The organism is Comamonas sp. SCN 65-56 (assembly GCF_001724135.1).
In the GTDB taxonomy this organism is placed as follows: Bacteria; Pseudomonadota; Gammaproteobacteria; order Burkholderiales; family Burkholderiaceae_C; genus Comamonas_C.
The window spans coordinates 410,818-428,246 of record NZ_MEDS01000025.1; the positions used below are offsets into that span (position 1 = coordinate 410,818).

16 protein-coding genes, 5 pseudogenes and 1 riboswitch are annotated in these 17,429 nt (G+C 66.9%); of the genes and pseudogenes, 5 read left to right on the forward strand and 16 right to left on the reverse strand.

What is annotated here, in order from left to right; genetic code table 11:
• Positions 1-94: 94 nt before the first annotated feature.
• The 4 genes and pseudogenes from glyQ to ABS45_RS17650 form a co-directional block, all read right to left on the reverse strand.
• Complete coding sequence (glyQ, locus tag ABS45_RS14835; RefSeq protein WP_291556696.1) at positions 95-1,033, reverse strand: glycine--tRNA ligase subunit alpha; 939 nt, start codon at positions 1,031-1,033, stop codon at positions 95-97.
• A gap of 252 nt (positions 1,034-1,285) precedes the next feature.
• Positions 1,286-1,489: a helix-turn-helix domain-containing protein gene (locus tag ABS45_RS14840; RefSeq protein ID WP_366246640.1), complete on the reverse strand. Its 204-nt coding sequence runs from the start codon at positions 1,487-1,489 to the stop codon at positions 1,286-1,288.
• A gap of 9 nt (positions 1,490-1,498) precedes the next feature.
• Positions 1,499-1,777: a hypothetical protein gene (locus tag ABS45_RS14845; RefSeq protein ID WP_291556698.1), complete on the reverse strand. Its 279-nt coding sequence runs from the start codon at positions 1,775-1,777 to the stop codon at positions 1,499-1,501.
• Positions 1,692-2,213, reverse strand: a pseudogene (locus ABS45_RS17650) (hypothetical protein); the annotation flags it as partial. The gene ABS45_RS14845 and the pseudogene ABS45_RS17650, both read right to left, overlap by 86 nt.
• A 142-nt stretch (positions 2,214-2,355) precedes the next feature.
• Between ABS45_RS17650 and ABS45_RS14855 the strand changes: the two are divergent.
• Together ABS45_RS14855 and ABS45_RS14860 are read left to right on the forward strand one after the other, a co-directional pair.
• Positions 2,356-2,562, forward strand: a pseudogene (locus tag ABS45_RS14855) (nitrilase-related carbon-nitrogen hydrolase); the annotation flags it as partial.
• Positions 2,563-2,650: 88 nt separating this feature from the next.
• Positions 2,651-3,415: pseudogene (locus tag ABS45_RS14860) on the forward strand (carbon-nitrogen hydrolase family protein).
• Between the two features lie 145 nt (positions 3,416-3,560).
• Here the strand turns inward: ABS45_RS14860 and lpdA are convergent.
• From lpdA to ABS45_RS14890, 4 genes and pseudogenes are all read right to left on the reverse strand, one after another.
• The gene (gene lpdA, locus ABS45_RS14865; RefSeq protein WP_291556704.1) at positions 3,561-4,916 is read right to left on the reverse strand and encodes a dihydrolipoyl dehydrogenase; all 1,356 of its coding nucleotides are present in this window, start codon (positions 4,914-4,916) and stop codon (positions 3,561-3,563) included.
• A gap of 19 nt (positions 4,917-4,935) precedes the next feature.
• Positions 4,936-6,317: pseudogene (locus ABS45_RS17655) on the reverse strand (dihydrolipoamide acetyltransferase family protein).
• Between the two features lie 2 nt (positions 6,318-6,319).
• A complete protein-coding gene (locus ABS45_RS14885; RefSeq protein WP_291556707.1) occupies positions 6,320-7,363 on the reverse strand; it encodes an alpha-ketoacid dehydrogenase subunit beta in 1,044 nt (347 codons plus the stop codon).
• Between the two features lie 3 nt (positions 7,364-7,366).
• Positions 7,367-8,594, reverse strand: a pseudogene (locus ABS45_RS14890) (thiamine pyrophosphate-dependent enzyme).
• A gap of 262 nt (positions 8,595-8,856) precedes the next feature.
• Here ABS45_RS14890 and ABS45_RS14895 point away from each other — a divergent pair.
• The 3 genes from ABS45_RS14895 to ABS45_RS14905 are packed head-to-tail and all read left to right on the forward strand — an operon-like array spanning position 8,857 to position 9,847.
• Positions 8,857-9,162, forward strand: a complete 306-nt coding sequence (locus ABS45_RS14895) for a DUF883 family protein (protein WP_291556710.1) — start codon at positions 8,857-8,859, stop codon at positions 9,160-9,162.
• A 17-nt stretch (positions 9,163-9,179) separates the two neighbouring features.
• A complete protein-coding gene (locus ABS45_RS14900) occupies positions 9,180-9,584 on the forward strand; it encodes a phage holin family protein (protein ID WP_051384865.1) in 405 nt (134 codons plus the stop codon).
• Entirely contained in the window at positions 9,584-9,847 is a 264-nt protein-coding gene (locus tag ABS45_RS14905) for a hypothetical protein (RefSeq protein WP_029695897.1), read from the forward strand. Before ABS45_RS14900 ends, ABS45_RS14905 begins: the two co-directional genes overlap by 1 nt.
• Before the next feature lie 24 nt (positions 9,848-9,871).
• Here the strand turns inward: ABS45_RS14905 and ABS45_RS14910 are convergent, their stop codons facing one another.
• The 8 genes from ABS45_RS14910 to pstS all read right to left on the reverse strand — a co-directional run bounded on the left by ABS45_RS14910 (position 9,872) and on the right by pstS (position 17,263).
• On the reverse strand, positions 9,872-10,450 hold the full coding sequence (locus ABS45_RS14910) for a TMEM165/GDT1 family protein (protein WP_291556716.1): 579 nt from the start codon (positions 10,448-10,450) through the stop codon (positions 9,872-9,874).
• A gap of 6 nt (positions 10,451-10,456) precedes the next feature.
• Positions 10,457-10,633: riboswitch (yybP-ykoY riboswitch) on the reverse strand.
• A gap of 3 nt (positions 10,634-10,636) precedes the next feature.
• Positions 10,637-11,923 (reverse strand): phosphate regulon sensor histidine kinase PhoR, encoded by a 1,287-nt coding sequence (gene phoR, locus ABS45_RS14915; protein WP_291556719.1) that lies wholly within the window; start codon positions 11,921-11,923, stop codon positions 10,637-10,639.
• 65 nt (positions 11,924-11,988) lie between these two features.
• Positions 11,989-12,690 carry a phosphate regulon transcriptional regulator PhoB gene (gene phoB, locus ABS45_RS14920; protein ID WP_291556722.1) on the reverse strand — a complete coding sequence of 234 codons (702 nt, stop codon included), beginning with the start codon at positions 12,688-12,690 and terminating at the stop codon, positions 11,989-11,991.
• 82 nt (positions 12,691-12,772) lie between these two features.
• Entirely contained in the window at positions 12,773-13,474 is a 702-nt protein-coding gene (gene phoU, locus ABS45_RS14925) for a phosphate signaling complex protein PhoU (RefSeq protein WP_024538135.1), read from the reverse strand.
• Positions 13,471-14,253, reverse strand: a complete 783-nt coding sequence (pstB, locus tag ABS45_RS14930; protein WP_291556729.1) for a phosphate ABC transporter ATP-binding protein PstB — start codon at positions 14,251-14,253, stop codon at positions 13,471-13,473. Before pstB ends, phoU begins: the two co-directional genes overlap by 4 nt.
• 4 nt (positions 14,254-14,257) lie before the next feature.
• Complete coding sequence (pstA, locus tag ABS45_RS14935; RefSeq protein WP_291556732.1) at positions 14,258-15,139, reverse strand: phosphate ABC transporter permease PstA; 882 nt, start codon at positions 15,137-15,139, stop codon at positions 14,258-14,260.
• Positions 15,136-16,107, reverse strand: a complete 972-nt coding sequence (gene pstC, locus ABS45_RS14940; protein ID WP_291557278.1) for a phosphate ABC transporter permease subunit PstC — start codon at positions 16,105-16,107, stop codon at positions 15,136-15,138. Before pstC ends, pstA begins: the two co-directional genes overlap by 4 nt.
• Before the next feature lie 127 nt (positions 16,108-16,234).
• Entirely contained in the window at positions 16,235-17,263 is a 1,029-nt protein-coding gene (pstS, locus tag ABS45_RS14945) for a phosphate ABC transporter substrate-binding protein PstS (protein WP_245593841.1), read from the reverse strand.
• Positions 17,264-17,429: the final 166 nt, after the last annotated feature.

The following is a 17,429-nucleotide window of genomic DNA, read 5'->3' on the forward strand; positions in this document are numbered from 1 at the left end:
CTCTGGGGGAAGGTGGGGATGGGGGCTGCGTGCCTGTGCGAGCGCCGCTGGCCTCCACCCCTGCCCTCCCCCAGAGGGGGAGGGAGAAAAAAGATCAGGCGGCCTGCTTCTGGCGCTTCTCGCTCGCCTTGGCCAGCTCCGCCAGCACCTCATCGGCATGCGCCTTCGCAGCCATGGGGAAGCCCAGGCGCGCGCGGCTGTCCAGATAACTCTTGGCCACGGCGCGCGCCAGGTTGCGAATGCGCGCGATGTAGGCCGCGCGCTCGGTCACGGAAATCGCGCCGCGCGCATCGAGCAGGTTGAAGGTGTGCGCGGCCTTGAGCACCTGCTCGTAGGCGGGCAGCGCGAGCTGCACCTGCACCAGGTGCTGCGCCTGCTGCTCGTACGCGTCAAAGGCGGTGAACAGGAACGCGGCGTCGGACTGCTCGAAGTTGTAGGTGGACTGCTCCACCTCGTTCTGATGGTAAACATCGCCGTAGGTGAGGCCCGGCGTCCAGACCAGGTCATAGACGTTGTCCACGCCCTGCAGGTACATCGCCAGGCGCTCCAGCCCGTAGGTGATCTCGCCCGTCGCGGGTCGGCACTCGATGCCGCCGACCTGCTGGAAATAGGTGAACTGCGTCACCTCCATGCCGTTGAGCCAGACCTCCCAGCCCAGCCCCCAGGCGCCGAGCGTGGGGTTTTCCCAGTCGTCCTCGACGAAGCGGATGTCGTTCTTTTGCAAATCGAACCCCAGCGCCTTCAGGCTGCCCAGGTACAGATCGAGGATATTGGCCGGGGCGGGCTTCAAGACCACCTGGTATTGGTAGTAGTGTTGCAGGCGGTTGGGGTTGTCGCCATAGCGCCCGTCCTTGGGGCGGCGGCTGGGCTGGACGTATGCGGCCTTCCAGGGTTCGGGACCGAGCGCTCTCAAAAAAGTAGCTGTGTGCGAGGTACCCGCGCCGACCTCCATGTCATAGGGCTGCAAAAGCGCGCAACCTTGCGCGGCCCAGTAGGTCTGGAGCTTGAGGATGATGTCTTGGAAGGTCTGCATGGCGGTGGGTGGGCGCGGCGGGCGCACGCGGAAAGAGGGATTTTAGGCGGTGGGGTAGTTTCTTTCTCCCTCCCCCTTTGGGGCTGAAGGCTGCGGCTCCGATTCCGCCTGCGCGGAATTGGACAGCCTGAGGGGCGGCGGCGTTTCGCCACCAGCACCGGGGCAGGGGTGGAGGCCGGCGGTGATGAAAATTTCAAAGTCGTTTGTCTTGCTGATGTTGCCGGCCGGGACATGCGCCCGGCGGCGCACCGCTCACCCCGGCTGCAATGGCAAGGCGCGGGCGCGCATGTCCCGTGGCGAGCAGCCAAAGCGATTCTTGAACGCACGGCTGAAATGCGCCGCATCGTTGAAGCCCCAGGCAAATGCGATTTCGCTGACACTGCGCGCGCTGGCGCGCGGATCGCACAGCTCGCGCTGGATCGCATCCAGCCGCTGCCCCCAGATCCAGTTGGACAGCGAACACGGTTAATCGGCAAACACACGGTGCAGGGTGCTGGTCGACAATCGCAAATCGGCTGCGATCCGCGCCACGCCCAACAAGGGATCGCGCAGGTGCTCGCGCACGTACCGCTTGATTTGCTCGCGGTGCAGTGCCATGAGACGCGCCTCGGGCAGCGGCGTGGCGCAACCCAGCGTGCTCAGGCCCGCCAACAGGATGTGGTTGACGCCGTCGGCAACGGCAGAGGCGGAGGCAGGCTCCAGGGTATCGATCTCCGCGCCCAGCGTGCGGATCATGTTGATCATGATCTGTCCGGCGCCACGCGCGCCGGATACGCGACGCGCCGCCGGGCAGCACCAGCACGTACTGCTGAAAAGCTTGCTCGAAGATCAGCTCATAGGGCCGCGTGGTGTCGTACAGCGCAAAGTCGCCCGGGTGCAACACGGCGCAGCGCCCGTCTTGAACCACGGCGCCAATGCCCTGCGTTTGAACGCTGACCAGAAAACGGTCTTCGGTGGCGGCGGCAATCCGTGCCGGGGTGCGTCGCACGCGCTGCGCGCTGGCGGTGACACGCGTGAGCTCCAGCGTGGCCAAGCGGTTGACGCAGATTTCGCCTTCGATGGATGGCTCGCCAACCGGGGTCTCGCAATCGAGCTGGACATAGGTGCTGCACACCGCGTCCGCCCAGTAGGCCAGGCGGTCGCGTGGCGCAACCGATGCGGTGCTCAGGCGCTGTGACATGACCGGACACTACATCAGCCGAGCGCCTGGCACAAGAGACGCGAGCGCCTGGGTCAAGATTCGTGCGACGCGCAGACAAGCGCGAGGGGCACGGCCTGTCTACGATGGACTTCCCCATTCCAATGACCATCAGGAGACCCACATGCCCATTGATCACCCCAAGTTCCGCGCCGCCGCCGTGCAAGCCGCACCGGCGTTTCTCGATCTGGATGCCGACGTCGACAAGGCGATCCACCTGATCCAGCAGGCGGCCCAAAATGGTGCCAAGCTGATCGCCTTCCCCGAAACCTGGCTGCCAGGCTACCCCTGGTTCATCTGGCTGGACTCGCCCGCCTGGGGCATGCAGTTCGTGCAGCGCTACCACGACAACTCGCTGGTCTACGGCACGCCCCAGGCCGATCGCCTTGCACAAGCCGCCAAGCAAAACAAAATCATGGTTGTCATGGGTCAACAGCGAGCGTCAAGCTGGCAGCCTTTACATCGCGCAGTGGATCATCGACGAGAACGGCGAGACCGTCGCGCAGCGGCGCAAGCTCAAGCCCACGCACGTCGAGCGCACCGTGTTTGGCGAAGGGGACGGCAGCGATCTGAGCGTGTGGGAGACCTCGCTGGGGCGCATCGGCGCGCTGTGCTGCTGGGAGCACTTGTAGCCGCTGTCCAAGTACGCGATGTACGCGCAAAACGAACAGGTGCACATCGCTTCCTGGCCCAGCTTCTCGGTGTACCGCGGCGCGGCCAATGCGCTGGGCATCGAAGTGAATAACGCGGCCAGCCAGATCTATGCCGTCGAGGGTCAGTGCTTTGTCGTCGCACCGTGCGCCACTGTGTCGCAAGACATGCTGGATACGCTTTGCGGTGACGACGCCACCAAACGCCAATTGCTGCTGGCTGGGGGTGGTGCCGCTCGCATCTACGCGCCTGACGGGCAGTTGATGCACGCCCCGCTGCCCGAGACCGAGGAAGGGCTGGTGTATGCCGACATCGACCTCGGCATGATCTCGCTGGCCAAGGCAGCGGCCGACCCGGCAGGGCACTACTCACGCCCAGACGTCACGCGCCTGCTGCTCAACAAGACGCCCGGCGACCGGGTGATGCTGCGCACGTCGAAGTCGATCGGTGACCTCGAAACTGGCGACGACCAGAGTGTCGTTGCGCAGCGCTCAGACCTGACCGAAGCGACGCCCCAACGCCGCGCGGCCTGAACCAAAGCCTGGCAGGCTGCCGGGGCGAGACCCGGCCAGCAGCGCGTGCAGGTCAAGCGGTTTTGAAATTTTCAGCGCCGCTGGCCCCCACCCCCCCTCCCCCAGAGGGGGAGGGGGAAAAAGGCCCGTCGCGCAGAGGCCGAAGTCAAATGTGCAGCGCGTGCCCCAGCGCGCGCAGCGCCGCTTCTTGCACCGCCTCGCCCAGCGTCGGGTGCGCGTGGATCGTGCCCGCCACGTCTTCCAGCCGCGCGCCCATCTCGATCGACTGGCCAAAGGCTGCGGACAGCTCGGAGACGCTGCTTCCGACCGCGTGCCAGCCGATGATGACATGGTCGCTCTTCCTCGCGAGCACGCGCACGAAGCCGCCCTCGGCGCCCAGCGTCATTGCGCGGCCGTTGGCGGCGAAGGGGAAGCTCGCCTCGATGGTCTCGATGCCCGCCGCCTTGGCCTCGGCCGTCGTCAGGCCGCAGACCACGACCTCCGGGTCGGTGAAGCACACGGCCGGGATCGCCATCGGTTCGAAGCGCCGCGGCTTGCCCGCGACCTGCTCGGCCACGCACTCGCCCTGCGCCATCGCGCGATGCGCGAGCACCGGCTCGCCGGTGACGTCACCAATGGCCCAGACATTGCGCATGGATGTGGCGCAGTGCGCGTCGATCGCGATCGCGCGGCCGTTCATCGTGAGTTGCAGGCCCTCGATGCCAAAGCCGGTGGCGCGCGGCCTGCGGCCCACGGCGACGAGCACCTTGTCGGCGGGCAGCGCGAACTCGTCGGCGCGGGCGTTCCTCACGTGCACGCCGCTCTTGGCGTCCCAGCCCGCGACGCTGCAACCCAGGTGCAGCACCACGCCCGCCTTCTTGAGCGCGTCAAGCACCGGCTTGGTCAAGGCCTCGTCATAGCGCGGCAGGATGTCGCTGGCGGCCTCGACCACGGTGACTTCGGTGCCCAGCTTGCGATAGGCGAAGGTGAGCTCCAGGCCGATGTAGCCCGCGCCCACCACCACCAGGCGCTTGGGCAGCTCCGTCGGCGAAAGTGCGTCGGTCGAAGACCAGATGGCGCCGCCCGCATCACCGCTGAAGGGCATGTTGGGCAGCGCAACGGGCTCCGAGCCGGTCGCGATGAGCAGATGCTCGCAGCGCACGCGTACCGTTTCGCCACCCACCTGCACGACGGCGGTCTTGCCATCCTCGACCGTGGCCCAGCCATTCAGAACCTGCACGCCCGCCTTGCGCAAGAGCGCATGCGCCAGATCAAGCGTCGGCTCCTTCACGTGGATGCCCATGGGCGAAGTGCCCGCCGCCTGCGCGCGCGCCTGCTCGAAGTCGTGCGCGGCGTGGATCAGCGCCTTCGATGGAATGCAGCCGATGTTCAGGCAGGTGCCGCCCAGGCTCGCGCCTTCGGCGAGCACCGTGGGCACGCCCAGTTGCCCGGCACGGATCGCCGCGACGTAGCCGCCGGGGCCACCGCCGATGACCAGCAGCTTGGTTGTGATTTCCTTCATGTTCTCTTGCCTCCCGCGATCATTCGATGAAAAGCAGCGCCGGCGCTTCCAGCAGGCCGCGCACGGCCTGGATGAAGCGCGCCGCATCCATGCCATCGACCACGCGGTGGTCGAACGATGAAGACAGGTTCATCAACTGGCGCGCCACCACCTGGCCTTCGCGGATCATCGGGCGCTCGACGATGCGGTTGACGCCGACGATCGCCACCTCGGGGTGGTTGATCACCGGCGTGCTGACGATGCCGCCCAGCGGCCCGAGGCTGGTGAGCGTGATGGTCGAACCCGACAGCTCCTCGCGCGGCCGGCGCACTGCCACAGGTCGAGCGCCTCGGCATGGCGCAGCACCGGCACCATCAGGCCGCCATCGGTCTGCGTGGCGATACCCAGGTGCACCGCCTCGTAGCGCGTGACCACGCCCGCGTCGTCGTCATAGCGCGCGTTGATTTGCGGGAAGTCGCGTAGCGCCACCACCATCGCACGGATCAGGAAGGGCAGCAGCGTGAGCTTGCCGCGCGTGTCGCCATGCAGCTTGTTGACGCGCGCTCGCAACGCTTCGAGCTCGGTCACGTCCACCTCTTCCACATAGCTGAAGTGCGGGATGCGGCGCTTGGCCTCCTGCATCTTCTGCGCGATCTTGCGGCGCAGGCCGATCACGGGGATGTCTTGCTCACCGTGGCGCTCGACATAGATCGAGCCACCCGCGACGGGCGCGCCGCCACGCGTGGCGAAGGCGTCGAGGTCTTCGTGCAGGATGCGCCCGGCCGGGCCGCTGCCCGCAACGAAGCGCAGCTCGATGCCCATGCCGAGGGCGCGCTGGCGCACCGAGGGCGCGGCCAGAGGCCGTTCGCCCTCCTTGCGCACTGCGTGCACAGGGGCCTTGGCAGGCGCGGCGGCGCTCTTCTTTGGCGCGTGCACAGCTACAGAAGCGGGTGCCGTCGCTCTCTCCCCCGCTGGGGCTGAAGGCTGCGGCTCCAATTCCGCCTGCGCGGAATTGGACAGCCTGAAGGGCGGCGGCGTCTCGCCGCCAGCACCGGGGTTGGGGTGGGGGCTGGCCGCCGGAGCAGCAACTTTCGCCGTCGCCCCCGCAGGCACCGCGCCCCCATCCCTGCCTTCCCCCACGGGGGGAAGGGGTGAAGCGCCCTCCTTGAAGTTGCCCTCGCCCTCGACTTCCAGGCGCACCAGCTCAGCACCGACGGCGAGCACGTCGCCCACCTTGCCGCCCAGCGCCACCACCTTGCCGTGCACGTGGCAGGGCACTTCCACCGTCGCCTTGTCGGTCATGATGTCGGCGATGATCTGGTCTTCGGCCACCGCATCGCCCACCTGCGCATGCCAGCCGGCGATTTCCACTTCGGCAATGCCCTCGCCAATGTCGGGCACGCGGATGATGTAGATACCCATGTTCATGCCTCCACGGTGCGCTTGAGGGCGGCGCCAACACGCGCCGGGCCGGGGAAATAAGCCCATTCCTGGGCATGCGGATACGGCGTGTCCCAGCCGGCGACGCGCGCTATCGGCGCCTCCAGGTGGTAGAAGCAATGCTCTTGCACCAGCGCGGTCAGTTCGGCGCCAAAGCCGCCGGTGCGCGTGGCTTCGTGCACCACGACGCAGCGCCCGGTCTTCTTCACCGAGTTGACGATGGTCTCCAGATCGAGCGGCCAGATCGAGCGCAGATCGATGATCTCGGCGTCGATGCCGGTGTCGATCGCCGCGCGCTCGGCCACCCAGACCATGGTGCCGTAGGTCAGCACCGTCACCGCCTTGCCGGGGCGAAAGATCGCCGCGCTATCGAGCGGCACCTTGAAATAGCCCTCGGGTACCTTGCCCATGTCGTGCTTGGACCAGGGAACGACGGGCTGGTCGTGTCGGCCATCGAACGGCCCGTTGTACAGGCGCTTGGGCTCCAGAAAGATCACCGGGTCCTCGCACTCGATCGAGGCGATGAGCAGACCCTTGGCGTCATAGGGGTTGCTCGGCATCACGGTGCGGATGCCGCAGATGTGTGCGAACACCGCCTCGGGGCTCTGGCTGTGCGTCTGCCCGCCGTAGATGCCGCCGCCGCAGGGCATGCGGATCACCATCGGCGCGGAAAAATCACCCGCGGAACGAAAGCGCAACCGCGCCAGCTCGGAGACGATCTGATCCATCGCCGGGTAAAAATAGTCAGCAAACTGGATTTCGACCACGGGCTTGAGACCGTAGGCCGCCATCCCGAGGCCGGTGGCGACGATGCCGGATTCGGAAATCGGCGCGTCAAAGCAGCGCGTCTTGCCATACTTGGCCTGCAGGCCCTCGGTGACGCGAAACACGCCACCGAAATAGCCTACGTCCTCGCCGTAGACGACGACGTTCTCGTCGCGCGCCATCATCACGTCGTGCGCCGAACGCAGCGCCTGCACCATGGTCATGGGCACGCTGGTGCCCTGGGCTTGATCTTGTGTGCTCATGGCTCACACCCCCAGTTGCTGGCGCTGCCGGCGCAGGTGCTCCGGCATGTCCTTGAAGACATCTTCAAACATGGTCGCAGCACTGGGCACGCGGCCATCAAGCAGCGTGCCGTAGCTCTCGGCCTCCTTCTGCGCCGCGATGATCTGAGCTTCGAGCTCCTTGGTCATGGCCTCGTGCTGCGCCTCGCTCCACTCGCCGGTGACGATCAAATGCTGCTTCAGGCGCGCAATCGGATCGCCGAGCGGAAAGCGCTGCCAGTCGTCGGCCGGCCGGTACTTGGACGGATCGTCCGACGTGGAGTGCGCGCCGCCGCGATAGGTCACCCATTCGATCAGCGTCGCGCCGTGGTTGCTGCGAGCACGCTCGGCGGCCCAGCTGGAGGCGGCGTACACCGCCAGGAAATCGTTGCCATCGACGCGCAGCGACGCCAGACCCACGCCCACGCCGCGTTGGGCAAAGGTCGTGCCTTCGCCACCCGCAATCGCCTGAAACGAGGAAATCGCCCACTGGTTGTTGACCACGTTGACGATCACCGGCGCGCGGTACACGTGCGCGAAGGTGAGCGCGGTGTGAAAGTCCGCTTCCGCCGTGGAGCCGTCACCTATCCAGGCCGACGCGATTTTGGTATCGCCCTTGATCGCCGACGCCATCGCCCAGCCTACGGCCTGCGGCACCTGGGTGGCCAGATTGCCCGAGGTGGAAAAGTAGCCCGCGCGCTTGTAGGAATAGAGCACCGGCAGCTGGCGCCCCTTGAGCGGATCGCGCGCGTTGCTCATCAGCTGGCAGATGATCTCCACCAGCGAGATGTCGTCGCGGCACAGCACCAGACCCTGCTGGCGATAGGTCGGGAAATTCATGTCGCCTTCGCGCAGCGCCGCCGCATGGGCGATGGCGATCGCCTCCTCGCCCAGGCACTGCATGTAGAACGACAGCTTTTTCTGGCGCTGTGCGATCAGCATGCGGGCATCGAACAAGCGCGTCTTGACCATGGCGCGCAGGCCGCGGCGCAGGATGCAACGCAGGGGCCCAGGGGCCTTGCGCCTTGCCGTCATCGTCCAGCACGCGCACCAGACTCTTGGCCATGGGGGCCGTCGCCGATGCGGGCACATCCGGCGACGGCCGGGGAACCTCGCCCGCCCTGGAGAGCAGAAGATAGGAAAAATCGGTCGTGCCGCCAGGCCGACCCGTGGGCTCAGGTATATGCAGCCTGAGGGCTTCAGGGGTAGTCATCCACAGTCTCCTTGCGCCGGATGGTGTCTGGCGCGGTTGGTGGCGGGCGGACGCACCAGATCGTGGTGCACCCGCCCTTGGACGCGATCGCGCCTGGGCCCATTCTAGGACGGTCAGCGCGGTTGTGAAGCGGATACCCCCTGCGCATCTGGCGGTACGGCTCTGCCGCCCCGGGACACCATGCATGGCCCTTGTCTTAAGATGGCTGCCCCGGCACGCAACGACCGCGGCGCCCCTGCAATCACCGATGAAAGGCGAACCGATGACCGAATCCTCCGACATTCCAGGCGTAACGGGTGAAATCGACCGCCTGGTGGGCGATCTGCGCAAGCTGCTGGCCAACCGGGAGCTGGACAGCATTCCCGAAATCCGCCAGCTGCGCGACCGCCTGGACGGTGGCGTGCAGACCATGCGCGACGCCGCTGCACGCGCCGCCCAGGACGCGTCCCAGCGCGCCAGGGATGCCGCCCGCGCGGCCGACAGCTACGCACACGACGACCCCTGGCGCGTGGCGGGCGCGGCGCTGGCCGTCGGCGCCCTCGTCGGCTTCCTGCTCGCGCGGCGCTGAGCCTGCCGCTGCACGCCATGGCGCGTCTGGATTTTTCGTCCCTGCTGCGCTGGAGCGGCGTCAGCGAACGCTGGCGCAGCGCCGTGGCGGAAGGCGCGCAGGCGGCCGAGGACCGCCTGGCGCTGGCGCGCATGGAATGGGAAGAGCACCGCCACCGGCTGTTCCAGCTCGCGCTGCTGCTGATCTTCTCCGGTGCGCTGGTGCTCGTGGCGCTGCTGCTGCTGTCCATCGCCGTCCTGGTGCAGTTCTGGGATACGCCGTATCGCATCACCGCCGCCTGGACGCTGGCGGCGGTCTGGTGCGCGGCCAGCGCGGTGGCCATCGCATGGCTGATGCGCCTGGCACGCGAAGCCCGCGGCCTGTTTGCGCTGACCCGCCGCGAGCTGGCCGAGGACTGGCGCCTGCTCCGGGGGCAGCTCTGATGCCGGCGCGCCCGCCTTCGCCCGGGCAGCAGCAACTGCTGGAGCGCATCGCGGCGCAGCGCGAGCGGCTGCGTGCTTACCGCAGCCGGCCGCGCGGCGTGATGGATGAGAAAGGCCCATTGCCGGAGCAGCTCTGGTCGTTCGCCCGCCGCCACCCTCTGGTGGTGGCGCTGGGCCTGGGCGCTGCCGTGCTGGCCGGACCCAGGCGCCTGGTGCGCGGGATCAGCGTGCTGCTGCCGCTGCTGCTGGAGCTGCGGCGCTGACGGCGTTGCCCGGCGCCCGCCCCCTCACAAGCCGAAGTCCGCGCCCGCGCCCAGCAGCGTCGCCACGCCCAGCGCCACAAAAACGGCGGCGGCAATGGAGTGCACCAGCTTCATCGGGATGCGTCCGGCCAGCTTGCCGCCAATGAACACCGCCGGCACGTCGGCCACCATCATCCCCAGCGTGGTGCCGATCACCACCACGAGCGGCGTGCCGTAATGCGCGGCCATGGCCACGGTGGCGATCTGCGTCTTGTCGCCCATCTCGGCAAGGAAGAAGGTGACCAGCGTGGCGCCAAAAACCCCCAGGTGCTGCGTGACCCTGGCCTCATCCTCGTCCATCGTGTCGGGGATCAGCGTCCAGATCGCCATGGCGATGAAGGACAGGCCCAGCACCCAGCGCAGCACATGGGGCTGCACCACCGCGGTGATCCAGGCCCCCAGCGCGCCGGCCAGGCCATGGTTGACCAAGGTGGCGGCGAGAATGCCCAGGATGATGGGCAGCGGCTTCTTGAAGCGCGCCGCGAGGATGAAGGCGAGCAGCTGCGTCTTGTCGCCGATTTCGGCCAGGGCGACGACGCCGGTGGAGACGAGGAGGGCTTCCATATGCAAAGTCCGGGCCGGATAAAAGACGATTGACCACCACGCCCGTCCAGCCGAACGGCAGGCATGGTGGCCAAAGGTCTTGCCAGGCATGGTTGCTGCCGACGCCATGGCCCAGGAGCGGACCAAGCGTGTTGACGTCGGCCTCTCGCGGCGCGAGAGCGGCTACTCCCCAATGACGGGCGAATTCTAGAGTAACGGCGAGCAGGCAGCGCGCCACCGGTCGACCGGGAAATCCACGGAAAACGTCGAACCTTGACCAACGATGCTCGCGACGTGCAGTTGCGCACCGTGGCGCTGCAGCACATGTTTGACGATGGCCAGGCCCAGGCCGGTACCACCGTTTTCGCGCGAGCGGCCAGGGTCGGCGCGATAGAAGCGCTCTGTCAGACGCGGCAGGTGTTCGGCGGCGATGCCGGGGCCGGTGTCCTGCACCACGAAGCGCGCACCGCCGCGCGCCAAAGGCTGCCACCGGACGCTGATGCGGCCGCCCGCAGGGGTATAGCGCACGGCATTGGTCACCAGATTGGACAGTGCGCTCTGCAGTTCGGAGGCACTGCCGGCCAGCTCACCGGCCGCCTGCAGCGCAGCGTCCGCCGGAAACTCCAGGGTCTGGGGCGCTGCGTTCTCCGGCCTCAGCGCCACCGACAGCGTGCGCGCCTCATCCGCCACATGCCGCAGCAGTCGCCGCACTGGCGTCCATTCGGCCCTGTCCGGCAACGGGCTGCCTTCCAGGCGCGAAAGCGTCAGCAGGTCCTGCACCAGGTACTGCATGCGCGCGGCCTGCCGTGCCATCAGGCCCAGGTAGCGCGCGCGTTCGTCCTGCGTCAGTTCGAGGGTCTGCAGGGTCTCCACGAAGCCGGCGAGCACGGTGAGCGGCGTGCGGATTTCATGCGAGACGTTGGCGACGAAATCGCGCCGCATCGCATCGGCCTGCTCGATGGCGGTGACGTCGCGCGCGAGCATCAGGCGCCGCCCCTCGCCATAGGGGTGCAGGCGCAGCGCCAGCCGCACCGGGTGCGTGGGCGTGCTGTCGCGCCCCGGCAGCAGCAGATCCTGCGTGAAGTCGCCCTGCGCGCAGTAGGCGGCAAAGGCCGGCTCGCGCAGCAAGTTGCCGATGGCCTGCTGCCGGTCTCGCTCGGCCTCCAGGCCGAAGTGCTGCGCCGCCTGCTGGTTGAACCATTCAATGTGCCCCTGCGCATCCAGCAGCACCACGCCGTTGGGCGATGCCTGCAGCGCGGCAAGGAAATCCTGCAACCGCGCCTCGCTGGCTGCCGCGCGCTGATTGTGCTGGCGCAGCAGGCGGCGCAGGCGCTGCGCCGCCTCGCCCCAGGCGCCGCGCAGCACCGGCGCCTGCGCCGGGTCGGCACCCTGGCGCAGCCAGCGGATGACGCGCCTGGCCTGCCAGGCGATCCGGGCTTGCCACGCCCCGACGGCCAGCAGCAGACCCAGCAGAACGAACCACGGCCACATCACGGGGACATTCGGATTATTGAAAGAAAAGCGGCTGAAACGCTTTCATGCAAAGCGCGGCATGCTATTTATTTTAATAGTTCACCCTGCGCCGTGAGCCGGTAGCCCACGCCGCGCACGGTTTCCAGCATCGGGCTGGCGGCACCCAGTGCCTCGCGCAGGCGCTTGACGTGCACGTCCACCGTGCGCTCCTCGATGCAGACGTGGTCGCCCCAGAGTTTGTCGAGCAGCTGCGCGCGGCTGTGCACGCGTTCGGCGTGCTTCATCAGGTAGTGCAGCAGCTTGAATTCGGCCGGTCCCAGCTTGAGCGGCTCGCCGTGCCAGCTCGCGCGGCGGGTGCCCGCATCCAGTTCCAACCCGCCCAGGACCACGCCATCGGCCACCTGCTCGGGCGCGCGCCGGCGCAAAACGGCACGGATGCGCGCCAGCAGCTCCTGGGGGGAAAAGGGCTTGGTGATGTAGTCGTCGGCGCCGGCGTCCAGCCCCGCCACCTTGTCGGGTTCGTCGCCACGCGCGGTCAGCATGAGGATGGGAACGGGTTTGGTACGCGGGTCGGCACGCCATTTGCGCGCCAGCTGCAGGCCGCTCTGGCCCGGCAGCATCCAGTCGAGCAGCACCACGTCGGGCAGCACGGCGTCCAGTTCGCGCTGGGCGGCCGCACCGTCCTCGGCCAGCACCGGCTCGAACCCGTTATGGCGCAGGTTGACGGCGATCAGTTCGGCAATTGCCGATTCGTCTTCAACGACCAGCACACGTGGCAAATGCTTCATCGCCGGGCCGCCCCCAGATGAAAAAACGGTCCTTCCGGGGGGCAGCGGACTGCGCGAAGCCAGGGAGTGTGGGGGCAGTGGTTCATCGCAGAGCGGTTTCAATATCCTGCAGCGCCGTGTGGCGTACGTCCTTGCCCTCGACCAGGTAGATGATGAGCTCGGCGATGTTCTTGGAATGGTCGCCGATGCGCTCGATCGCCTTGGCCAGGAACAGCAGATCCAGGCTGGCCGAGATGGTGCGCGCATCTTCCATCATGTAGGTGATGAGTTTGCGCACGAAGCCGTCAAACTCCTGGTCAATCAGGTCATCCTCCCTCAAAATGGCCAGCGCCGCCTGGGTGTCGAGCCGGGCAAAGGCGTCCAGCGCCTTGCGCAGCAGGCCCGATGCCAGGTCGGCGGCCACGCGCAGTTCGTTGCTGGGCAGCGAGCGCGCCGCGCCGCTTTCGATGATGGAACGCACCATGCGAGCCATGCGCGTGGCCTCGTCGCCCATGCGCTCCAGGTTGTTGGTCGCCTTGGAAAACGCCATCAGCAGGCGCAGATCGCGCGCCGTGGGCTGGCGCCGCGCGATGATGGTGGTCAGCTCGTGGTCGATCTCGACCTCCATCTGGTTGACGCGGTTTTCAATCGCCTCCACCTGCGCCGCCGCCTCCAGGCTGAACTGCGAGAGCGCGGCGATCGCCTGGCGGATCTGCGATTCCACATGCCCGCCCAGCTCCATCACACGGGCCGATACCTGGTTGAGTTCGCTGTCGAATTGGGTGGAAAGGTGTTTGTCGCTCATCCGAATCTCCCGGTGATGTAGTCCTCGGTCTCCTTGCGCTGCGGCTTGAAGAACATTGTCTGCGTGGCGCCAAACTCCACCAGATCGCCCAGGTACATGTACGCCGTGTAGTCGCTGCAGCGCGCCGCCTGCTGCATGTTGTGCGTGACGATGACCACCGTGTAGTCGTTCTTGAGCTCGGCAATCAATTCTTCGATTTTTGCCGTGGAGATGGGGTCCAGCGCCGAGCAGGGCTCGTCCAGCAGCAGCACCTCGGGCTTGATGGCAATGCCGCGCGCAATGCACAGGCGCTGCTGCTGCCCGCCCGACAGGCCGCTGCCGCTCTGGTGCAGCTTGTCCTTGACCTCGGCCCACAGCGCGGCCTTGCGCAGCGCCCATTCCACGCGCTCGTCCATGTCGCTGGCGTTCAGGCTCTCGAACAGCTTCACGCCAAAGGCGATGTTGTCGTAGATCGACATGGGAAACGGCGTGGGTTTCTGGAACACCATGCCGACCTTGGCGCGGATCAGCGCCACGTCTTGTTTGCTGGTGAGCAAGTCGTCGCCGTCGAGCAGGATTTGCCCCTGGGCGCGCTGCTCCGGGTAGAGCTCGAACATGCGGTTGAAGGTGCGCAGCAGCGTCGATTTGCCGCAGCCCGAGGGGCCGATGAAGGCCGTGACCTGGTTGGCCGGAATGTCGAGGTTGATGCCCTTCAAGGCGTGGAACTTGCCGTAGTAGAAGTTCAGGTCGCGCACGGCGAGCTTGGCAGGCATGGCGGGAGGGGATGATACGGTGGTCATGGTGTCATTTTTGGCGTGTCAGCACGCGCGCCAGGATGTTCAGGCCCAGCACCGCGGCGGTGATGAGGAAGACGGCGGCCCAGGCGAGCTGCTGCCAGTTCTCGTACGGGCTCATGGCAAATTTGAAGATGGTCACCGGCAGACTGGCCATGGGCTTGTCCAGGTCGCCGTTCCAGAACTGGTTGTTCAGCGACGTGAACAACAGCGGCGCCGTCTCGCCCGCAATGCGCGCCACGGCCAGCAGCACGCCGGTGATGACCCCGGCGCGCGCGGCCCGCAGCGTCACCAGGATGATGACCTTCCACTTGGGCGCTCCCAGGGCGTAGGCGGCTTCGCGCAGGCTGGCGGGCACCAGCAGCAGCATGTTTTCCGTCGTGCGGATCACCACCGGAATGACGATCAGCGCCAGCGCCAGAGCGCCCGCCCAGCCGGAGAAGCTCTTGAAACGCGCCACCACCACGGTGTAGACGAACAGGCCCAGCACGATGGAGGGCGCGGACAGCAGGATGTCGTTGACAAAGCGCGTGCTGGCCGCAAGAGCACCCTGGCGCCCGTATTCGGCCAGATAGACGCCGGCGAGGATGCCGATCGGCGTGCCGACGAAGGTCGCGAGCAGCACCATGATGAACGAGCCCCAGATCGCATTGGCCAGGCCGCCAGCGTCGTTGGGCGGCGGCGTCATCTCGGTGAACAGCGACAGCGACAGGCCGCCGATGCCAAGGCGTATCGTCTCCCACAAAATCCACACCAGCCAGAACACGCCGAAGGCCATGGCGGCGAGCGACAGGGCCAGCGCGATCTGGTTCATCCGCTTGCGCGCCGCAAAGCGGGCCTGGCGGGTGCGCGCCAGTTCGGCGGCCGAAATGAGTTTTTGCGAGGTCGTCATGCGCGCGCTCCCTCGCCCTTTTGCAGGCGGCTCAGCAGCAGCTTGGACAGCGACAGCACGATAAAGGTGATGCCAAACAGCACCAACCCCAGGTAGATCAGCGAGGCCTGGTGCAGGCCCTCCCCGGCCTCGGCGAATTCATTGGCCAGCGCCGAGGTGATGCTGTTGGCGGCCTCGAACAACGAGAGCGAGTTCAGCTGGTTCATGTTGCCGATGACGAAGGTCACGGCCATGGTCTCGCCCAGCGCGCGGCCCAGGCCCAGCATCACGCCGCCGAGCACGCCCGTCTTGGTGTAGGGCAGCACCACCTTCCACACCACCTCCCAGGTGGTCGCCCCCAGGCCGTAGGCCGATTCCTTGAGCAGAGCGGGCGTGACCTCGAACACGTCGCGCATGACCGAGGCGATGAAGGGGATCACCATGATCGCCAGAATGATGCCCGCCGACAAAATGCCGATGCCCACCGGCGGGCCGGACACCAGCGCACCCAGAAAGGGCACGCCCTTGAACAGCGCCTGCAGCGGCTGCTGCACCCAGGCGGCCAGGATGGGGCCGAACACCATCAGCCCCCACATGCCATAGACGATGGACGGCACGGCGGCCAGCAGCTCGATGGCCGTGCCCAGCGGACGCTTGAGCCAGGCGGGCGACAGCTCGGTCAGGAACAGCGCGATGCCGAAGCTCACCGGCACGGCGATCACCAGGGCGATGGCCGAGGTCATCAGCGTGCCGTAGATCATCACCAGGCCGCCGTAATCGTTCTGCACCGGGTCCCAGGTAGCACTGGTCAAAAAGCCCAGGCCGTAATGCGCGATGGAAGGCCAGGCGCCGATGACGAGCGACACCAGCACGCCCAGCAGCAGCGCCAGGGTCAGCAGCGCGGCGCCACGGGCCGAGAGCGCAAACAAACGATCCGCCCACTGCGCGGGCAGCCAGGGGCGCGACCCAGGCGGGCGCACCGGCTGCACCCGGGACGGCGCCGCGGAAGTCAAGGTAGTGGACACAGTCGGGCTTCTTTGATGCATGGCGAGGAGCCGCCCCCGCCCTCTCCCGCGCGCGGGAGGGGGTGGAGGCGGGGAAGCAACAAGCGCTCGATTATTTCAGTTCAATCGGCTTGCCCGCACCGTCCACAATCTGCCCCCAGGACTTGGCGATCTGCCCCTTTACCGTTTCGGGCATGGGCACGTAGTCCAGATCGGCCGCCGTCTTGTCGCCGCCCTTGTAGGCCCATTCGAAGAATTGAAGCGCGGTGGCCGCCTGCTGCGGCTTGTCCTGCACCTTGTGCATCAGGATGAAGGTGGCGCCGGTGATGGGCCAGGCGGCCTTGCCACCTTGATTGGTCAGAATCTGGTAGAAGCTCTTGTTCCAGTCGGCACCGGCAGCCGCGGCCTTGAATGCCTCGTCCTCCGGCGCGACGAACTGGCCTTCGGCGTTTTGCATCTGCACGAAGGTCATCCTGTTCTGCTTGACGTAGGCGTACTCGACGTAGCCGATCGAATTCGCCAGGCGGCCCACGAACGCCGCCACGCCTTCATTGCCCTTGCCGCCCGCGCCCAGCGGCCAGTTCACCGCCGTGCCCTCACCCACCTTGGCTTTCCACTCGGCATTCACCTTGCTCAGGTAATTGGTGAAGATGAAACTCGTGCCCGAGCCATCGGCGCGGCGCACGGGGGCGATATCGGCATCGGGCAGGGCGACCCCGGGGTTGAGCGCGGTAATCGCCGCGTCATTCCACTTGGTGATCTTGCCCAGATAGATGTCCCCCAGCACGGGGCCGCTGAGCTTGAGTTGCCCCGGGGCAATGCCCTTGATGTTGACCACGGGTACCACGCCGCCAATCACCGTGGGAAATTGCACCAGACCCTTGGCGGCCAGGTCTGCGTCCTTGAGCGGCGCATCGGACGCGCCAAAATCCACCGTCTTGGCCTCGATCTGGCGCAGGCCCGCGCCCGAGCCCACGGATTGGTAATTGATCTTCACGCCCGTGGCCTTGTGGTAATCCGCCGCCCACTTGGCGTACAGCGGCGCCGGGAAACTCGCGCCAGCGCCGGTGGCCTCCTGCTGTGCCAGTGCCGGAGAAGCCATCCCGGCCGTCGCCATGGCCCAAACCAGAATCAGTCGCATCGATTGCATCATGAAAAGCACGAAGCGTGCAGAGTTGAACAACGCTGCCTACTCTAGAAGCGCTTTGTGACAGCGTCATGACGGCGGCGGCCCCAGCACGCAGACGCGGACACCAGGCGCTGGCGCATCCGGTCGCAGCCAATGCAATGCAAGCGCTTCTTGACCT

Excerpts from the sequence above, each read along its gene's own strand:
- glyQ (WP_291556696.1), bottom strand. The coding sequence starts at position 1,033 with ATGCAGACCTTCCAAGACATCATCCTCAAGCTCCAGACCTACTGGGCC.
- ABS45_RS14845 (WP_291556698.1), bottom strand. The coding sequence starts at position 1,777 with ATGATCAACATGATCCGCACGCTGGGCGCGGAGATCGATACCCTGGAG.
- lpdA (WP_291556704.1), bottom strand. The coding sequence starts at position 4,916 with ATGAAGGAAATCACAACCAAGCTGCTGGTCATCGGCGGTGGCCCCGGC.
- ABS45_RS14885 (WP_291556707.1), bottom strand. The coding sequence starts at position 7,363 with ATGAGCACACAAGATCAAGCCCAGGGCACCAGCGTGCCCATGACCATG.
- ABS45_RS14895 (WP_291556710.1), top strand. The coding sequence starts at position 8,857 with ATGACCGAATCCTCCGACATTCCAGGCGTAACGGGTGAAATCGACCGC.
- ABS45_RS14900 (WP_051384865.1), top strand. The coding sequence starts at position 9,180 with ATGGCGCGTCTGGATTTTTCGTCCCTGCTGCGCTGGAGCGGCGTCAGC.
- ABS45_RS14905 (WP_029695897.1), top strand. The coding sequence starts at position 9,584 with ATGCCGGCGCGCCCGCCTTCGCCCGGGCAGCAGCAACTGCTGGAGCGC.
- ABS45_RS14910 (WP_291556716.1), bottom strand. The coding sequence starts at position 10,450 with ATGGAAGCCCTCCTCGTCTCCACCGGCGTCGTCGCCCTGGCCGAAATC.
- phoB (WP_291556722.1), bottom strand. The coding sequence starts at position 12,690 with ATGAAGCATTTGCCACGTGTGCTGGTCGTTGAAGACGAATCGGCAATT.
- phoU (WP_024538135.1), bottom strand. The coding sequence starts at position 13,474 with ATGAGCGACAAACACCTTTCCACCCAATTCGACAGCGAACTCAACCAG.
- pstB (WP_291556729.1), bottom strand. The coding sequence starts at position 14,253 with ATGACCACCGTATCATCCCCTCCCGCCATGCCTGCCAAGCTCGCCGTG.
- pstA (WP_291556732.1), bottom strand. The coding sequence starts at position 15,139 with ATGACGACCTCGCAAAAACTCATTTCGGCCGCCGAACTGGCGCGCACC.
- pstS (WP_245593841.1), bottom strand. The coding sequence starts at position 17,263 with ATGCGACTGATTCTGGTTTGGGCCATGGCGACGGCCGGGATGGCTTCT.